Origin of the sequence: Pseudomonas sp. BC42 (genome assembly GCF_021560055.1) — a bacterium.
Taxonomy (GTDB): domain Bacteria; phylum Pseudomonadota; class Gammaproteobacteria; order Pseudomonadales; family Pseudomonadaceae; genus Aquipseudomonas.
This window is the reverse complement of sequence record NZ_CP091067.1, coordinates 6,222,857-6,236,960: the sequence shown is the minus strand read 5'-3', so window position 1 is coordinate 6,236,960 and position 14,104 is coordinate 6,222,857. Positions and strand designations below refer to the sequence as shown.

Annotated in this window: 14 protein-coding genes; 10 read left to right on the top strand and 4 right to left on the bottom strand. The window is 63.0% G+C overall.

The window, feature by feature from the left end:
* Nucleotides 1-4 precede the first annotated feature (4 nt).
* Complete coding sequence (rhdA, locus tag L1O02_RS28245; protein ID WP_060842322.1) at nt 5-820, bottom strand: thiosulfate sulfurtransferase; 816 nt, start codon at nt 818-820, stop codon at nt 5-7.
* Between the two features lie 43 nt (nt 821-863).
* The gene (locus L1O02_RS28240) at nt 864-2,402 is read right to left on the bottom strand and encodes an HDOD domain-containing protein (RefSeq protein WP_108545951.1); all 1,539 of its coding nucleotides are present in this window, start codon (nt 2,400-2,402) and stop codon (nt 864-866) included.
* Nucleotides 2,403-2,568: 166 nt separating this feature from the next.
* Here L1O02_RS28240 and motA point away from each other — a divergent pair, with 166 nt between their 5' ends.
* Together motA and motB are read left to right on the top strand one after the other, a co-directional pair.
* Complete coding sequence (motA, locus tag L1O02_RS28235) at nt 2,569-3,420, top strand: flagellar motor stator protein MotA (protein WP_060837257.1); 852 nt, start codon at nt 2,569-2,571, stop codon at nt 3,418-3,420.
* Nucleotides 3,421-3,423: 3 nt separating this feature from the next.
* Nucleotides 3,424-4,521 (top strand): flagellar motor protein MotB, encoded by a 1,098-nt coding sequence (gene motB, locus L1O02_RS28230; RefSeq protein WP_060837258.1) that lies wholly within the window; start codon nt 3,424-3,426, stop codon nt 4,519-4,521.
* 52 nt (nt 4,522-4,573) lie between these two features.
* Here the strand turns inward: motB and rsgA are convergent, their stop codons facing one another.
* Nucleotides 4,574-5,605: a small ribosomal subunit biogenesis GTPase RsgA gene (gene rsgA, locus L1O02_RS28225; RefSeq protein WP_016965247.1), complete on the bottom strand. Its 1,032-nt coding sequence runs from the start codon at nt 5,603-5,605 to the stop codon at nt 4,574-4,576.
* A 108-nt stretch (nt 5,606-5,713) separates the two neighbouring features.
* On the opposite strand from rsgA, the gene orn reads away from it, so the two are divergent.
* Nucleotides 5,714-6,256 carry an oligoribonuclease gene (gene orn, locus L1O02_RS28220; RefSeq protein WP_011058931.1) on the top strand — a complete coding sequence of 181 codons (543 nt, stop codon included), beginning with the start codon at nt 5,714-5,716 and terminating at the stop codon, nt 6,254-6,256.
* Nucleotides 6,257-6,373: 117 nt separating this feature from the next.
* Nucleotides 6,374-6,988 (top strand): trimeric intracellular cation channel family protein, encoded by a 615-nt coding sequence (locus L1O02_RS28215; protein WP_173655924.1) that lies wholly within the window; start codon nt 6,374-6,376, stop codon nt 6,986-6,988.
* Here the strand turns inward: L1O02_RS28215 and queG are convergent.
* Complete coding sequence (gene queG, locus L1O02_RS28210; RefSeq protein WP_060837259.1) at nt 6,970-8,049, bottom strand: tRNA epoxyqueuosine(34) reductase QueG; 1,080 nt, start codon at nt 8,047-8,049, stop codon at nt 6,970-6,972. The two genes, L1O02_RS28215 and queG, sit on opposite strands and share 19 nt — an antisense overlap.
* A 63-nt stretch (nt 8,050-8,112) precedes the next feature.
* Between queG and L1O02_RS28205 the strand changes: the two genes are divergently transcribed.
* From L1O02_RS28205 to hfq, 6 genes are all read left to right on the top strand, one after another.
* Nucleotides 8,113-8,973: an NAD(P)H-hydrate dehydratase gene (locus tag L1O02_RS28205; protein ID WP_108545952.1), complete on the top strand. Its 861-nt coding sequence runs from the start codon at nt 8,113-8,115 to the stop codon at nt 8,971-8,973.
* Complete coding sequence (gene tsaE / locus L1O02_RS28200) at nt 8,961-9,431, top strand: tRNA (adenosine(37)-N6)-threonylcarbamoyltransferase complex ATPase subunit type 1 TsaE (protein WP_060837261.1); 471 nt, start codon at nt 8,961-8,963, stop codon at nt 9,429-9,431. The genes L1O02_RS28205 and tsaE overlap by 13 nt, the downstream gene beginning before the upstream one ends.
* A 3-nt stretch (nt 9,432-9,434) precedes the next feature.
* Complete coding sequence (locus tag L1O02_RS28195; RefSeq protein WP_219915011.1) at nt 9,435-10,862, top strand: N-acetylmuramoyl-L-alanine amidase; 1,428 nt, start codon at nt 9,435-9,437, stop codon at nt 10,860-10,862.
* Nucleotides 10,859-12,769, top strand: a complete 1,911-nt coding sequence (gene mutL / locus L1O02_RS28190) for a DNA mismatch repair endonuclease MutL (RefSeq protein WP_108545954.1) — start codon at nt 10,859-10,861, stop codon at nt 12,767-12,769. Before L1O02_RS28195 ends, mutL begins: the two co-directional genes overlap by 4 nt.
* Nucleotides 12,769-13,740: a tRNA (adenosine(37)-N6)-dimethylallyltransferase MiaA gene (gene miaA / locus L1O02_RS28185; protein WP_108545955.1), complete on the top strand. Its 972-nt coding sequence runs from the start codon at nt 12,769-12,771 to the stop codon at nt 13,738-13,740. The genes mutL and miaA overlap by 1 nt, the downstream gene beginning before the upstream one ends.
* Nucleotides 13,741-13,832: 92 nt before the next feature.
* Complete coding sequence (hfq, locus tag L1O02_RS28180) at nt 13,833-14,093, top strand: RNA chaperone Hfq (protein ID WP_007921378.1); 261 nt, start codon at nt 13,833-13,835, stop codon at nt 14,091-14,093.
* Nucleotides 14,094-14,104: the final 11 nt, after the last annotated feature.

Sequence of the window (14,104 nt, the reverse complement as noted above, 5' to 3'; positions counted from 1 at the left end):
AACCTTAAATCTCTACGGGCGTATCGGGATGATTGCCCCATTCGCCCCAGGAGCCGGCGTAGCCCTTGACCCGTGGGTAGCCCAGCGCCTTGGCCACCAGGTAGGTGAAGCCGGAGCGGTGGTGGGTCTGGCAGTGGGTGATGATTTCTTTGTCTTTGCTGATGCCCAGGTCCATGAGGATCTGCGGCATGTCGCGGCGGATGCGCAGGTGGCGTGCCTGATCCATGCCGGCGGTCCACTCGAAGTTCACCGCGCCGGGGATGTGTCCGCCCTTGGCGGCCAGGACCTTCTCGCCGGAGTATTCCAGCGGGCCACGAGCGTCCCAGATTGCCAGGTCAGCGGCGCCAAGACGGCTTTGCAGGTATTCGCGGGTGGCGGTGGGTTCGTCGTGCAGGGTCAGCGGCACCGGACCGCCTGCCACAGGTGGCACTTCGGTGCTCACGGGCAGGGTTTCCGCCAGCCAGGCCGGCAGGCCGCCATCCAGGTAGTGGTAGCGGCCGTGGCCGATCACATCCAGAAGCCAGATGAAGCGCCCGGCCCAGCCGCCGCCTTCGTCGTCATAGACCACGTAGACCGCGTCCGGGTTGTGCCCGAGCTCGCCGAACAGCGCTTCCAGGGCGTGTTGTGGCGGTAGCAGTCCGGGAGCGGGGGGCTGGCCGAGCTGGGTGCGCTTGGGGTCGACGAAGCGTGCCCCGGGGATATGCCCGGTGGCATAGCGGGCGGCGCTGGTCAGGTCGACCAGGATCAGTTGGCGGGCGTCGAGGCGGGCGAGCAAGTCGCTCGGCTCGATGACCAGCGGCAAGCCAGAGAAGTCAGACATGTGAGGTCCCCAGGGCACAAAGGGTGGGATTGTAGCGCAAGCGTCATTGGCTGCGGTTGGTAAAGCTGTGCAAGGCTTTTTCGATGCACTGAGCGGTCTTGCCGAATGCCTGGACACTGATTTCCGAGAACGGCACGCCGCCTTGGTCGGCGATTACCAGCATCAGTACCCGACCGTTGCAGGACAGCGAGCGCAGCAGCAGGTGGTCGCCGCGGAACAGCTGGCGCAATTGTCCCGGCAGGTGGGAGGAGTACTGTGCATTGTTGGCCGGTGTCAGGCGCACCTGGGCGGATTTTTCCAGCAAGCGCTGTAGCAGCGAACTCTGTTGGGTGTGCAGCGTCAGGCCCGCAGCCTCCTTGGGCAGACCGTACAACTGTTGTACCCGCAGATGACTGAGGCTGCGGTCGACCATGAGCAGCAGCACCCGACGCATGCCGCATGCCACCAGCGCGTCCCTGGCAAAGCTGGTCAGATGCACGGCATTGGTAAAGGGGCTTTGTTCGAGCAGCAGTTCGCTGCAGGCCTTGCGCCACTTGGCCAGTTCTTCGGCCGTGGGTGCCGGCGCGGGCTGTTCGCCGCTGTGCAGGCGGCGCGCGTCCCATGGCCAGAGCAGGGCCTGGGCCGGATGCCAGAGGTCGGGCTGGCTGTCATTGCGGGCGCTGGTTGCGGCCTGCTGGTGCAGCTGTTGCTGGACCTGGGCGATCGGCATCTGCAGGTAGAGGCCGGTGAGGTTCTGCCAGCGTCGGCCGTGGGGGTTGTTCCAGGAGTGTTGTGCCGCCAGGGCCAGGCCGTTGGCCAGCAAGACGCAGTTGGCCGGCTGGTTCAGCCAGCGCTGCAGTTCCGGATCGGCGTCCAGGCGCTGCTGCTGGCGCAGGGGATGCTCGTTGTCCCGGGCGATCAGCATGGCCCTGGCCAGTTGACGTCGCTCACGGGTCAGCAGGCGGTAACCCTGCTGCACCCAGATCGGCAAGTGCCAGACCTGCACCAGCGCCTGGCACAGCTCCATCAGTGGCACGCCGAACAGCTGCATCTCCACCTTGCGTGCCGACTCATGCTTATAGATGACCCGCAGCTCCCACTCTTCCATGAGCTTGGGATAGACCAGCGCCATGGCCCACAGTGGCGAGAGGAACAGCAGGCTACCCCAGTGAATGTCCTGCCACAGCCGCGCCAGGCGCCCGGCAAAAAAGCCGTTGGCTTGCTGGGTGGCGTGCTGGCTGATCAGTTGCAGTTGCCGCAGCTCCTTGGGGATCTTTTCCTCGGGCAGGGTCGGCAACTGCTCCAGCAGTTCTTCGGTGCGCTTGAGGCCCAGGCGGTTGACCGCGACTTCCAGGTTTTCTGCCGGTTCGCTCATGCTGCCGTGAGAATGCCGATTGGCTTCGCGGATCACGCTCAGGGCCAGCGCCGGGCTGTTCTGCATCAGGTCGGCGATATCCCGCAGTGAACTGCGGTTGTTGGCGATGGCTTTGCACACCCGATCATGGCTGGCTTGCGGCACGGGCAGGCGCACGCCACTGAGCAGCTTTAGCCAGGCGTCGAGAGAGGTAGGCGGGGAATGTGGGACGTTGGTTTCATTAGACATGGTTGGGCGCAATCATCGTCTGCTTTGAACACGCCCAGAGCGGGCCAAACTGGCTTTTCGCCTTAACTGGCTATAGTCTGGCGCAGTTTTGCCGATAAGTAGAAGAAGAGTTTTAAGAACTTCCGAATATGACCTTGAACCCGACTCAATAAGTACTCTCCTACCTATGGCTAAAATTATCGGCATCATCGTCGTATTCGCGAGCGTGCTCGGCGGATACGTGCTCTCTCACGGCAAAATCGCTGCTCTGATCCAGCCTTTCGAGGTCATGATCATCGGTGGCGCGGCCTTCGGCGCGTTCCTGCAGGCCAACCCGGGCTACATGACGATGCACGTCGTGAAAAAATCCCTGGGCATGTTCAGTTCGCGTTTCACCCACACTTTCTATCTGGAAGTGCTGGGCCTGATCTACGAGATCCTCAACAAGAGCCGCCGCGAAGGCATGATGGCGATCGAGGGTGATATCGAAGACGCCGCGGCCAGTCCGATCTTCGCCAAGTATCCGGCAGTGCTGAAAGATGAACGCATGACGGCGTTCATCTGTGACTACCTGCGGATCATGTCCTCCGGCAACATGGCGCCCCACGAGCTCGAAGGCTTGTTCGACATGGAGCTGTTCAGTCTCAAGGAAGACCTCGAGCATCCATCCCACGCGGTCACCGGGATCGCCGATGCCATGCCCGGCTTCGGTATCGTGGCGGCGGTACTGGGGATCGTGGTGACCATGGCGTCCCTGGGCGAGGGCGACCAGAAGTCCATTGGTCTGCACGTAGGTGCGGCGCTGGTCGGTACCTTCTTCGGTATTCTGGCGGCCTATGGTTTCTTCGGCCCCCTGGCGACTTCGCTGTCCCACGACGCCAAGGAAGAACTCAATGTCTACGAAGCCATCAAGGCGTCCCTGGTAGCTTCCGCTTCCGGCGTTCCGCCTTCGCTGGCGGTGGAATTCGGGCGCAAGGTCCTGTATCCGGCCCACCGTCCTAGCTTCGCCGAGCTGGAACAAGCGGTTCGCGGTCGCTAAGTCATGGAAAATAATCAGCCGATTATCATCAAGCGCGTCAAGCGCTTTGCTGGCGGGCATCACGGAGGCGCCTGGAAAATCGCCTTCGCCGACTTCGCCACGGCGATGATGGCGTTCTTCCTGGTGTTGTGGCTGCTGTCCACCGCGACCCCGGAACAGAAGATCGCCATCGCCGGTTACTTCAAGGACCCGATCGGCTTCTCGGAAAGCGGCACGCCCTACATCATCGACTTGGGCGGCTCTCCGCAGCTGGCGCCGGAAAACACCCTCAACCCCGAGGTCAAGTCCCAGCCGCAGCCGGACAAGGTCACGGTGGATGCCGAGCAAGTGGAAGGCATGGCCGAGCAGGTGGAGCGCGAGCGTCTCGAACTGTTGCTGCAAGAGCTGCAGAACAAGGTCGAAGAGAATCCCCAGTTGCAGAAGTTCAAGGACCAGATTCTCTTCGAGATCACGCCGGACGGCTTGCGGATCCAGATCATGGACGCCGAGAACCGGCCGATGTTCGACTCCGGCAGCGCCCGCCTGAAGCCGTATTTCGAGGACATCCTGCTGGCCATGGCCGACACCATCAAGGCGGTGCCGAACAAGATCAGCATCAGCGGTCACACCGATGCCACGCCTTATGCCGGCAGTGGCGAGTTCGGCAACTGGGAGCTGTCCGCCAACCGTGCCAACGCTGCGCGTCGGGCATTGGTGGCCGGTGGTTACCCTGATCCGCAAGTGGCTCGGGTGGTGGGTTTTGCCTCCTCGGCGCTGTTCGATCGCAAGAACCCGCTCAACCCGGTCAACCGGCGGATCGACATTGTGGTGCTGACCAAGAAGGCCCAGCGTGCCATCGAGGGCGAACAGGTGGATCCTCAGGCGCCAGCACCGACTCAGGGCAGCGGGGCTCCTGGAGAAGTACCGGCCGATCCCCATGCCTTGCCGCCGGGCAGCGAACCGCTGCCGGCTCACGAGGTGCGCCAGCGTCTGAACATCTTTGAGGACGGTGTGCTGAAGATGGATGAACAGGGGGCTGCGGGTCAGGCCCCCGCTGGCAAACCGGCGGCGCCGGCACCTCAGCCAGCGGCACCCCCGGCGACGCCGGGAAGCGCCAGGTAAGCAACGAAAAGGCCGCGATCTTCGCGGCCTTTTCGTGTCTGGAGCGCAGGGATCAGTAGCTGCTGTCGGGCAGGCTGGCGAGAATCGAGCGGTAGCTGTTCATCCGTTGTTGCTGGATGCGCCCGTCTTCCAGGGCCTTGAGCAAAGCGCAGCCCGGCTCGCGATCGTGCTTGCAGTCGCGGAAGCGGCAGGTGCCCAGCAGGTCATTGAACTCGATGAACCCGGCCTCGACGTCGGCGCGGCTGACATGCCCCAGGCCAAATTCGCGGATACCGGGCGAGTCGATCAGTTCGCCGCCGCCGGGGAAGTGGAACAGGCGCGCGGTGGTGGTGGTATGGGTGCCCTGCCCGGAAAACTCCGACAACGGCCCGACCCGGGTTTCGACTTCCGGCAGCAGGCTGTTGACCAGGGAGGACTTGCCCACCCCCGACTGGCCCACGAACACGCTGATGCGGCCGTCCAGCAAGGCCTGCAGTTGCTCCATGCCGTCGCCGTGGTGCGCCGAGACTTCCAGCAGCGGATAGCCCAGCTGGCGATAGACCGCGAGCAAGGCGTTGAGCGCCGGGGCGTTCTGCTCGTCGATCAGGTCGGCCTTGTTCAGTAGCAGCAAGGGGCGGATGCCGGCGTGTTCGGCAGCCACCAGGTAGCGGTCGATGAGGTTGGCGTGGGGCTCGGGCATGGGCGCGAACACGATCACGATCATGTCGACGTTGGCGGCGACCGGCTTGAGCTGGCCGCGGCTGTCCGGGCGGCACAGCTCGGTGCTGCGCGGCAGTTGCGCGACGATCACGCCGATCCCTTGATTGCCGGCACGCCAGACCACCTGATCGCCGGTCACCAGTGCCGGCAGGTTGGCCCGCAGATAGCAGCGGAACACCTGGCCGGCCAGCTCGCCTTCGCGCGCCTCGACCTCGACCTGTACGCCGAAGTGGGCGATGACCAGGCCGGTCTGTTCCGGGCCCAGGTCGCCACCTTCGAGCGCCTCAACGGCAGAGGACTCGCGTTTGGCGGCGCGGGCAGCGCGCTCACCCTGAATCTTTTCGATGCGCCAGTTTTGGCGACGATTGAGCTGGCGTTTGGCCATTGGTGTTCCGTGTCGATAATTACGGCGGTTGGGTAAAGCGGCGGCGAGTTTAGCACGCCGGGCGGGTCCTCTAGGCTAAACTGCGCAACTACGCCGAGGAGCCCTCCCATGCAAAACCCGCAGAACCTGATTTGGATCGATCTGGAAATGACCGGTCTGAACCCCGACACCGACGTCATCATCGAGATGGCGACCATCGTCACCGACAGCAACCTCAACACCTTGGCTGAAGGACCAGTCATCGCCATTCACCAGAGCGACGAGATTCTCGCCGGCATGGATGAATGGAACACCCGCCAGCACGGTGGTTCGGGCCTGACCCAGCGCGTGCGCGAAAGCCGTATCAGCATGGCCGAAGCCGAAGCCCAGACCATTGCCTTCCTCGAACAATGGGTGCCCAAGGGCAAGTCGCCGATCTGTGGCAACAGCATCTGCCAGGACCGGCGCTTCCTCTATCGCCACATGAAGGCCCTGGAAAGCTACTTCCACTACCGCAACCTGGATGTCTCGACCCTCAAGGAACTGGCCGCGCGCTGGGCTCCGGACGTGCGCGACAGCTTCAAGAAAGGCAGCACTCACCTGGCCCTGGACGACATCCGCGAGTCCATCGCCGAGCTTCAGCACTACCGCAAGCACTTCATCAAGTTCTGACCTTCAGGAGCCGGCTTGCCGGCGAACGGGCGCGCGATGCCATTCGGCGCCCGTACCCGCCCTCTTTTGGTGCTCGCCTCAACTGAGTAGACTGCGCGCCTTCTTGTAAGGACCGCCATCATGCTGTTGATGCTTTATCTGATCGCCATTACCGCCGAAGCCATGACCGGCGCCCTGTCTGCCGGCCGCCGCGGCATGGACTGGTTCGGCGTGGTGCTGATCGCCTGTGTCACCGCGCTGGGTGGTGGTTCGGTGCGCGACGTGTTGCTCGGCCATTACCCACTGACCTGGGTCAAGCACCCGGAGTACTTGGTTCTGACCTCGGTGGCGGCCTTGGTGACGATCTTTATCGCGCCCTTGATGCGTCATTTGCGTTCGCTGTTTCTGGTGCTCGACGCCGTGGGCCTGGTGGCCTTTACCCTGATCGGCTGCATGACCGCCCTGGAAATGGGCCACGGCATGCTGGTGGCGTCGGTCAGTGGGGTGATCACCGGGGTCTTTGGCGGCATCCTCCGGGACATCTTCTGCAACGACATCCCGCTGATTTTCCGCCGTGAGCTGTATGCCAGCGTGTCGTTCGCCGCGGCCTGGTGCTACATGCTGTGCATTTATCTGCAGTTGCCGAGCGAGCAGTCGATCCTGATCACCCTGTTCGGCGGCTTTCTATTGCGGCTGCTGGCGATCCGTTTCCACTGGGAAATGCCCAAGTTCGTCTACAACGACGAACACTGACGGTTGGCGTGCTGCGCCAGGGCCCATTCCACGTGTTCGCGTACCAGTTCCGAGGGGTGGTCCTGCCGGGCCTTGAGCGCTTCCAGCACGGGAATGCTCGACGGTGCGTTGCCCAGGCCCACGGCCAGGTTGCGTAGCCAGCGCTCGTAACCGGCGCGGCGCAGGGGCGAGCCCTCGGTGCTGCTGAGGAACTTGTCCTCATCCCACATGAACAGCTCTGCCAGTTCGGCGTTGTCCAGGTTATGCCGGGGCTTGAAGTCGCCTTCTGCCGAGGTCCGGGCGAAGCGGTTCCAGGGACAGACGATCTGGCAGTCGTCACAGCCGAATACCCGATTGCCGATGAGCGGGCGCAGCTCTTCGGGAATGGCGTTTTTCAGTTCGATGGTCAGGTAGGAAATGCAGCGTCGCGCGTCCAGCACGTAGGGGCCGACGAAGGCGTTGGTCGGACAGATGTCCAGGCAGGCGGTGCAGCGCCCGCAATGCTCACTGGCGTGAGGCTCGTCCACCGGTAGCGGCAGGTCGACGAACAGTTCGCTGAGGAAGAAGTAGCTGCCGGCCTTGCGATTGAGTACCAGGGTGTTCTTGCCGATCCAGCCGAGCCCGGCCTGTTCGGCGATGGCTTTTTCCAGGACCGGCGCGCTGTCGACGAAGGCACGATAGCCGAACGGACCTATGGCTTGCTGGATGCGCTCGGCCAACTGCTGTACGCGCTTGCGAATCAGCTTGTGGTAGTCGCGGCCCAGGGCGTAGCGCGAGACATAGGCCTTGGAAGGCTGGGCCAGGCGCTGGGCCATCTGGGTGTCGCCAGGCAGGTAGTCCATGCGCAGCGAAACCACGCGCAGGGTGCCGGGCACCAGTTGTTCGGGATGGGAGCGCTTGCTGCCGTGGGCGCCCATGTAATCCATCTCGCCGTGGTAGCCGGCGGCGAGCCAGCGCTCCAGGTGCTGTTCGTGCTCGGCCAGGTCCAGGCCGCTGATGCCGACTTGCTGAAAGCCCAGTTCGCGGCCCCAGTCCTTGATCGATTGGGCGAGAGCGGGAAGATCCTGGGTAATAGCGGGCATGAGGCGAGAGAAACCGGGGCTGAGGTGCGTATAATTCTGCCAGACATCGGAGCCCTGAGACGCATGCCGCAGACAAAACACCCATTACCTGACGTTCAGTTGCTGACTGGCGGTCATTTGCCGCGCTTGAGCGGCCGGCCTGTGGATGCCCATAAGGGCCAGTTCGGCCATCTGTTGCTGATCGGCGGCGACCGCGGCTTGGCCGGCGCCGCGTTGTTGAGCGCGGAAAGTGCCTTGCGCAGTGGCGCGGGAATGGTTTCCCTGGCGACCCGCAGCGAGCACGTGGCGGCTGCGCTGGCGCGCCTGCCGGAAGTCATGACCCAGGGCACTCATTCGGCCAACCAGTTGATGGGGCTGCTGGCCAAGGCGTCGGTGTTGGTGGTCGGCCCGGGGCTGGGGCAGGGGGCGTGGGGACGCAGTCTGTTGTCCGCGGCGGCCAATGCACCCTTGCCTCAAGTCTGGGATGCCGATGCCTTGAACCTGCTGGCGCAAGGCGAGCTGCAACTGCCAGCTGGCAGTGTGATCACGCCCCATCCTGGTGAGGCGGCCCGTCTGCTGGGCCTGACCAACGCGGCGGTTCAGGCCGATCGGCCGGCGGCGGCCCGGGCCTTGAGCGCAAAATATGCAGCGGTTGCGGTGCTCAAGGGCGCCGGCAGCTTGATCGCCGGTCCCGATGGGCAGCTGGCGCGCTGTGATGCCGGGCACCCGGCGATGGCGACCGCGGGGCTGGGGGATGTACTCGCGGGGCTGATCGGTGCGTTGCTGGCGCAGGGGCTGTCGGCGTTCGATGCGGCTTGCCTGGGTGTCTGGCTGCATGCCAGCGCCGGCGAGCGACAAGGCAAATTGGGCCGTGGGCTGGCGGCCAGTGATCTGATTCCAGCCATTCGTCAGTTGTTGGAGGAGCAATCACCGTGTCTGAGTTAACCCTTTTTCTGGCCGACGAGCAGGCCATGGTGGAATTTGGTGCACGCATTGCTCAGGTCACCCAGGGGGTGGGGGTGATTTTTCTTGAGGGCGACCTGGGGGCGGGTAAAACCACCTTGTCCCGAGGGATCATCCGCGGGCTGGGGCATGCAGGGGCGGTGAAGAGCCCGACCTTCACCCTGGTGGAGCCCTACGAGATAGGCGCGGTGAGGGCCTTTCACTTCGATCTGTATCGTTTGGTGGACCCGGAGGAGCTGGAATTTCTAGGCATCCGCGACTACTTCGAAGGCGATGCGCTGTGCCTTTTGGAGTGGCCCCAGAAGGGTGCAGGCTTTTTGCCAAAGCCTGACCTGACCATTACCATTACCCCGCATAACAACGGGCGTTCTGTGCATCTGTTGTCTCAAGGCTCGCGAGGCGAGTCCTGGTGTGCCGCTTTGGCGTTGGAATTCAAATAATTGATGGGGTTAGGTATGCGCATTCGCGCGTTGGTTGCTGTCGTAGGACTGTTGCTTACGGCATTGGCCGTCGATGCTGTGGCCGCTACACAGGTTCGCAGCGTCCGCCTGTGGCGGGCACCGGATAACACGCGACTGGTCTTCGACCTGTCCGGCCCGGTTCAGCACAGCGTCTTCACCCTGACGGCCCCGGATCGTCTGGTCATCGATATCAATGGTGCAACCCTCGGTGGCCCGCTGAATGTCGCCACGGCCAACACCCCCATTACGGCCATGCGCTCGGCGCAGCGTACCCCCAGCGATTTGCGGGTGGTCATCGACCTGAAAAAGGCCGTCACACCGAAAAGCTTCACCCTGGCGCCCAACGCGCAGTACGGCAATCGCCTGGTGGTCGATCTGTTCGACAATCCATCCGACGCGGCGCCGCCTGCTGCCCCGCCACCGATAGTGACCACCGTGCCCGCCGTGCCGGTCACGCCTGCTGAACCGGCGATCAAGCTGCCTCCGGCGCCGGCCGGCAAGCGCGACATCATCGTGGTGATCGATGCCGGTCACGGCGGTGAAGATCCGGGCGCATCCGGCTCTCGTGGTCAGCACGAGAAGGATGTGGTGCTGGCCATCGCCCGCGAGTTGCAGCGCCAGGTCAATGGCCTCAAGGGCTTCCGCGCCGAGCTGACCCGGACTGGCGACTACTTCATCCCGTTGCGTGGACGTACCGAGATTGCGCGGAAGAAGGGGGCAGACCTGTTCGTCTCGATTCACGCCGACGCCGCGCCTTCGGCTGCCGCCTTTGGTGCTTCTGTGTTCGCCCTGTCCGAACGCGGCGCCACCTCGGAAACCGCCCGCTGGCTGGCGGACAGTGAAAACCGCTCCGACCTGATCGGCGGGGCCGGTAACGTCAGCCTCGATGACAAGGACCGGATGCTGGCCGGGGTGCTGCTGGACCTGTCGATGACTGCGTCGCTGACTTCGAGCCTGAATGTGGGGCAGAAAGTCCTGAACAACATTGGCCGGGTCACGCCGTTGCACAAGCAGCGGGTGGAGCAGGCCGGGTTCATGGTGCTCAAGTCGCCGGATATTCCATCGATCCTGGTGGAAACCGGCTTCATCTCCAATTCCAATGAAGCCTCGAAGCTGGCCACCGCCAGTCATCAGCAGGCCCTGGCGCGCTCCATCAGCAGCGGCGTGCGGCAGTTCTTCCAGCAGAATCCGCCACCGGGCACTTACATTGCCTGGCTGCGGGACTCCGGCAAGATCGCCCAGGGACCCCGCGATCACCGGGTCAACCCCGGAGAAACCCTGGCCATGATCGCCGTGCGCTATCAGGTGTCGGCGGCCACCCTGCGCAGTGCCAACAATCTGAAAAGCGATGAGTTGAAAGTGGGCCAGGTCCTGACCATCCCCGGTACAGAATTGGCGGCCAAGGAATGAGTGATTCGGTAATCAGCAGCGCGCGCATCGAACTGCTCAGTCCGCGGCTGGCCAACCAGATCGCAGCAGGCGAGGTTGTCGAGCGCCCTGCCTCGGTGATCAAGGAACTGTTGGAAAACAGCCTGGACTCCGGCGCCAAGCGCATCGATGTGGATGTCGAACAGGCTGGGGTCAAGCTGTTGCGGGTCCGCGATGACGGTGGCGGTATCTCCTCCGACGACCTGCCGTTGGCTCTGGCACGACACGCCACCAGCAAGATCCGTGACCTGGAAGACCTGGAGCGGGTGATGAGCCTGGGGTTCCGGGGCGAGGCCCTGGCCTCCATCAGTTCCGTGGCGCGCCTGACCCTGACGTCGCGGACCCGGGATGCCGAGCAGGCCTGGCAAGTGGAAACCGAAGGTCGGGACATGGCGCCGCGGGTTCAACCGGCGGCCCATCCGGTGGGTACTTCGGTGGAAGTGCGCGACCTGTTCTTCAATACACCGGCGCGGCGCAAGTTCCTCAAGGCCGAGAAAACCGAGTTCGACCACCTGCAGGAAGTGATCAAGCGCCTGGCCCTGGCGCGCTTCGATGTGGCTTTCCACTTGCGCCACAACGGCAAAAGTATCCTCAGCCTGCACGAAGCCAAGGACGACGCGGCTCGCGCCCGGCGTGTCGCGGCGGTTTGCGGTTCGGGCTTCCTGGAGCAGGCGCTGCCCATCGAGGTCGAGCGCAATGGCCTGCATCTATGGGGCTGGGTGGGGTTGCCAACCTTCTCCCGCAGTCAGGCGGACTTGCAGTATTTCTATGTCAACGGTCGTGCGGTGCGGGACAAACTGGTAGCCCACGCGGTTCGCCAGGCTTATCGCGATGTGCTGTTCAACGGGCGGCATCCGACTTTTGTGCTGTTTTTCGAGGTCGATCCGTCGGCGGTCGACGTCAACGTGCACCCGACCAAGCACGAAGTGCGCTTCCGCGATGGGCGCATGGTCCACGACTTCCTGTATGGCACCTTGCACCGAGCCCTGGGGGATGTGCGCCCCGAAGATCAATTGGCGGCGCCGGCAGCGGTGGCCGGTATCGTGCGCCCGACCGGTATCGAAGCCGGTGAGTTCGGACCGCAAGGCGAAATGCGCCTTGCCGCGAACCTGGCACTGGAGCAGCCGCAGTCCCAGCCGGGTTTCAGCGCTCCGGGTTCCGCGGCCGGCAGCGGCTATCAGTACCAGTACACGCCGCGTCCCCAGCCGGTATTGCCGGCGGCGGAATCCCAGGGCGTCTATCGCGAATTCTTTGCCCCGCTGCCCGGTGCGGCGGCCACCACCCTGCCGGAAGGGCAGGAGGACATTCCACCTCTGGGCTACGCCCTGGCCCAGCTCAAGGGCATCTATATCCTTGCGGAGAATGCGCTGGGCCTGGTGTTGGTGGATATGCATGCCGCCCATGAGCGGATCATGTACGAACGCTTGAAAGTGGCGATGGCCAGCGAAGGCCTGAGTGGTCAGCCGCTGCTGGTGCCGGAGTCGATTGCCGTCAGCCAGCGTGAAGCCGATTGCGCGGAAGAGCATGCCGCCTGGTTTCAGCGGCTGGGCTTTGAGTTGCAACGCCTGGGGCCCGAGTCCCTGGCGATCCGGCAGATTCCGGCGCTGCTGAAGCAGGCCGAAGCCAATCGCCTGGTGCACGATGTGCTTGCGGATCTGATGGAGTACGGCACCAGCGACCGGATCCAGGCTCATCTCAACGAGCTGCTGGGGACCATGGCCTGTCACGGTGCCATTCGCGCCAATCGGCGTCTGGCCGTGGCGGAAATGAACGGCTTGCTGCGGGATATGGAAAATACCGAGCGCAGTGGCCAGTGCAATCATGGTCGACCGACCTGGACCCAATTGGGTCTGGACGATTTGGACAAACTCTTTCTGCGCGGCCGTTGATGACTCAGCTTCCTCCAGCGATTTTCCTCATGGGCCCGACCGCTGCGGGCAAGACCGACCTGGCCATCGAGCTGAGCAAGGTGCTGCCTTGCGAGTTGATCAGTGTCGACTCGGCGCTGGTCTATCGCGGCATGGACATCGGCACCGCCAAGCCTTCCAGGGAATTGCTGGCGCAATATCCCCATCGCCTGATCGACATTCTCGATCCCGCAGAAAGCTATTCAGCGGCGGACTTTCGGACTGATGCCCTGGCGGCGATGGCCGATATCACCGCGCGGGGCAAGATTCCGCTGCTGGTGGGCGGCACCATGCTGTACTACAAGGCGCTGCTCGAAGGTCTGGCGGACATGCCGCCGGCGGACCCTCAGGTGCGGGCCGAGCTTGAAGAAGAGGCCCGGCGTCTGGGATGGCAGGCGCTGCATGATCAGTTGGCGGCGGTGGATCCGGAGTCGGCCGCCAGGATCCATCCCAATGATCCCCAGCGTCTGACTCGGGCACTGGAAGTCTATCGGGTCAGTGGGTTGACGATGACCGCTCATCGTCAGCGTCAATTGGCGCAAAGTACTGAAGCAGGCGCATCGGGACGCGGTCAATTGCCCTATACTGTCGCCAATCTGGCCATCGCTCCGGCGAATCGTCAGGTACTGCACCAGCGTATTGCACAAAGATTCACACAAATGTTGGAACAGGGATTCATTGATGAGGTCGTAGCTCTGCGCTCCAGAAGTGACCTGCACGCCGGGTTGCCGTCTATACGTGCTGTGGGCTACCGCCAAGTCTGGGATTACCTGGATGGCAAACTGACGTCAGCCGAAATGCAGGAGCGGGGCATCATCGCCACGCGCCAATTGGCGAAGCGGCAGTTCACCTGGTTACGCAGTTGGGCTGACCTGCAATGGTTGGACAGCCTGGAGTGCGACAATCTGCCACGCGCCTTGAAATACTTAGGGACGATCTCCATATTGAGCTGAGTCCTTGCAATTGCCGTCTATCCTTGGGGGTGTGACGGTTTTAGCTATCTGTTTTCCGATTTTTATTATTGATCCTTAAAGGAGTGCGGCACATGTCAAAAGGGCATTCGCTACAAGACCCTTACTTGAATACATTGCGTAAAGAGAAAGTTGGGGTATCCATCTATCTGGTTAACGGAATCAAACTGCAAGGCACGATCGAGTCCTTTGACCAGTTCGTCATCCTGCTGAAAAACACCGTCAGCCAAATGGTTTACAAGCACGCTATCTCTACAGTGGTTCCGGTTCGCCCAATTCGTCTGCCTAGTGCATCCGAATCCGAACAGGGTGACGCTGAGCCAGGTAACGCCTGATAGGAGTCTCC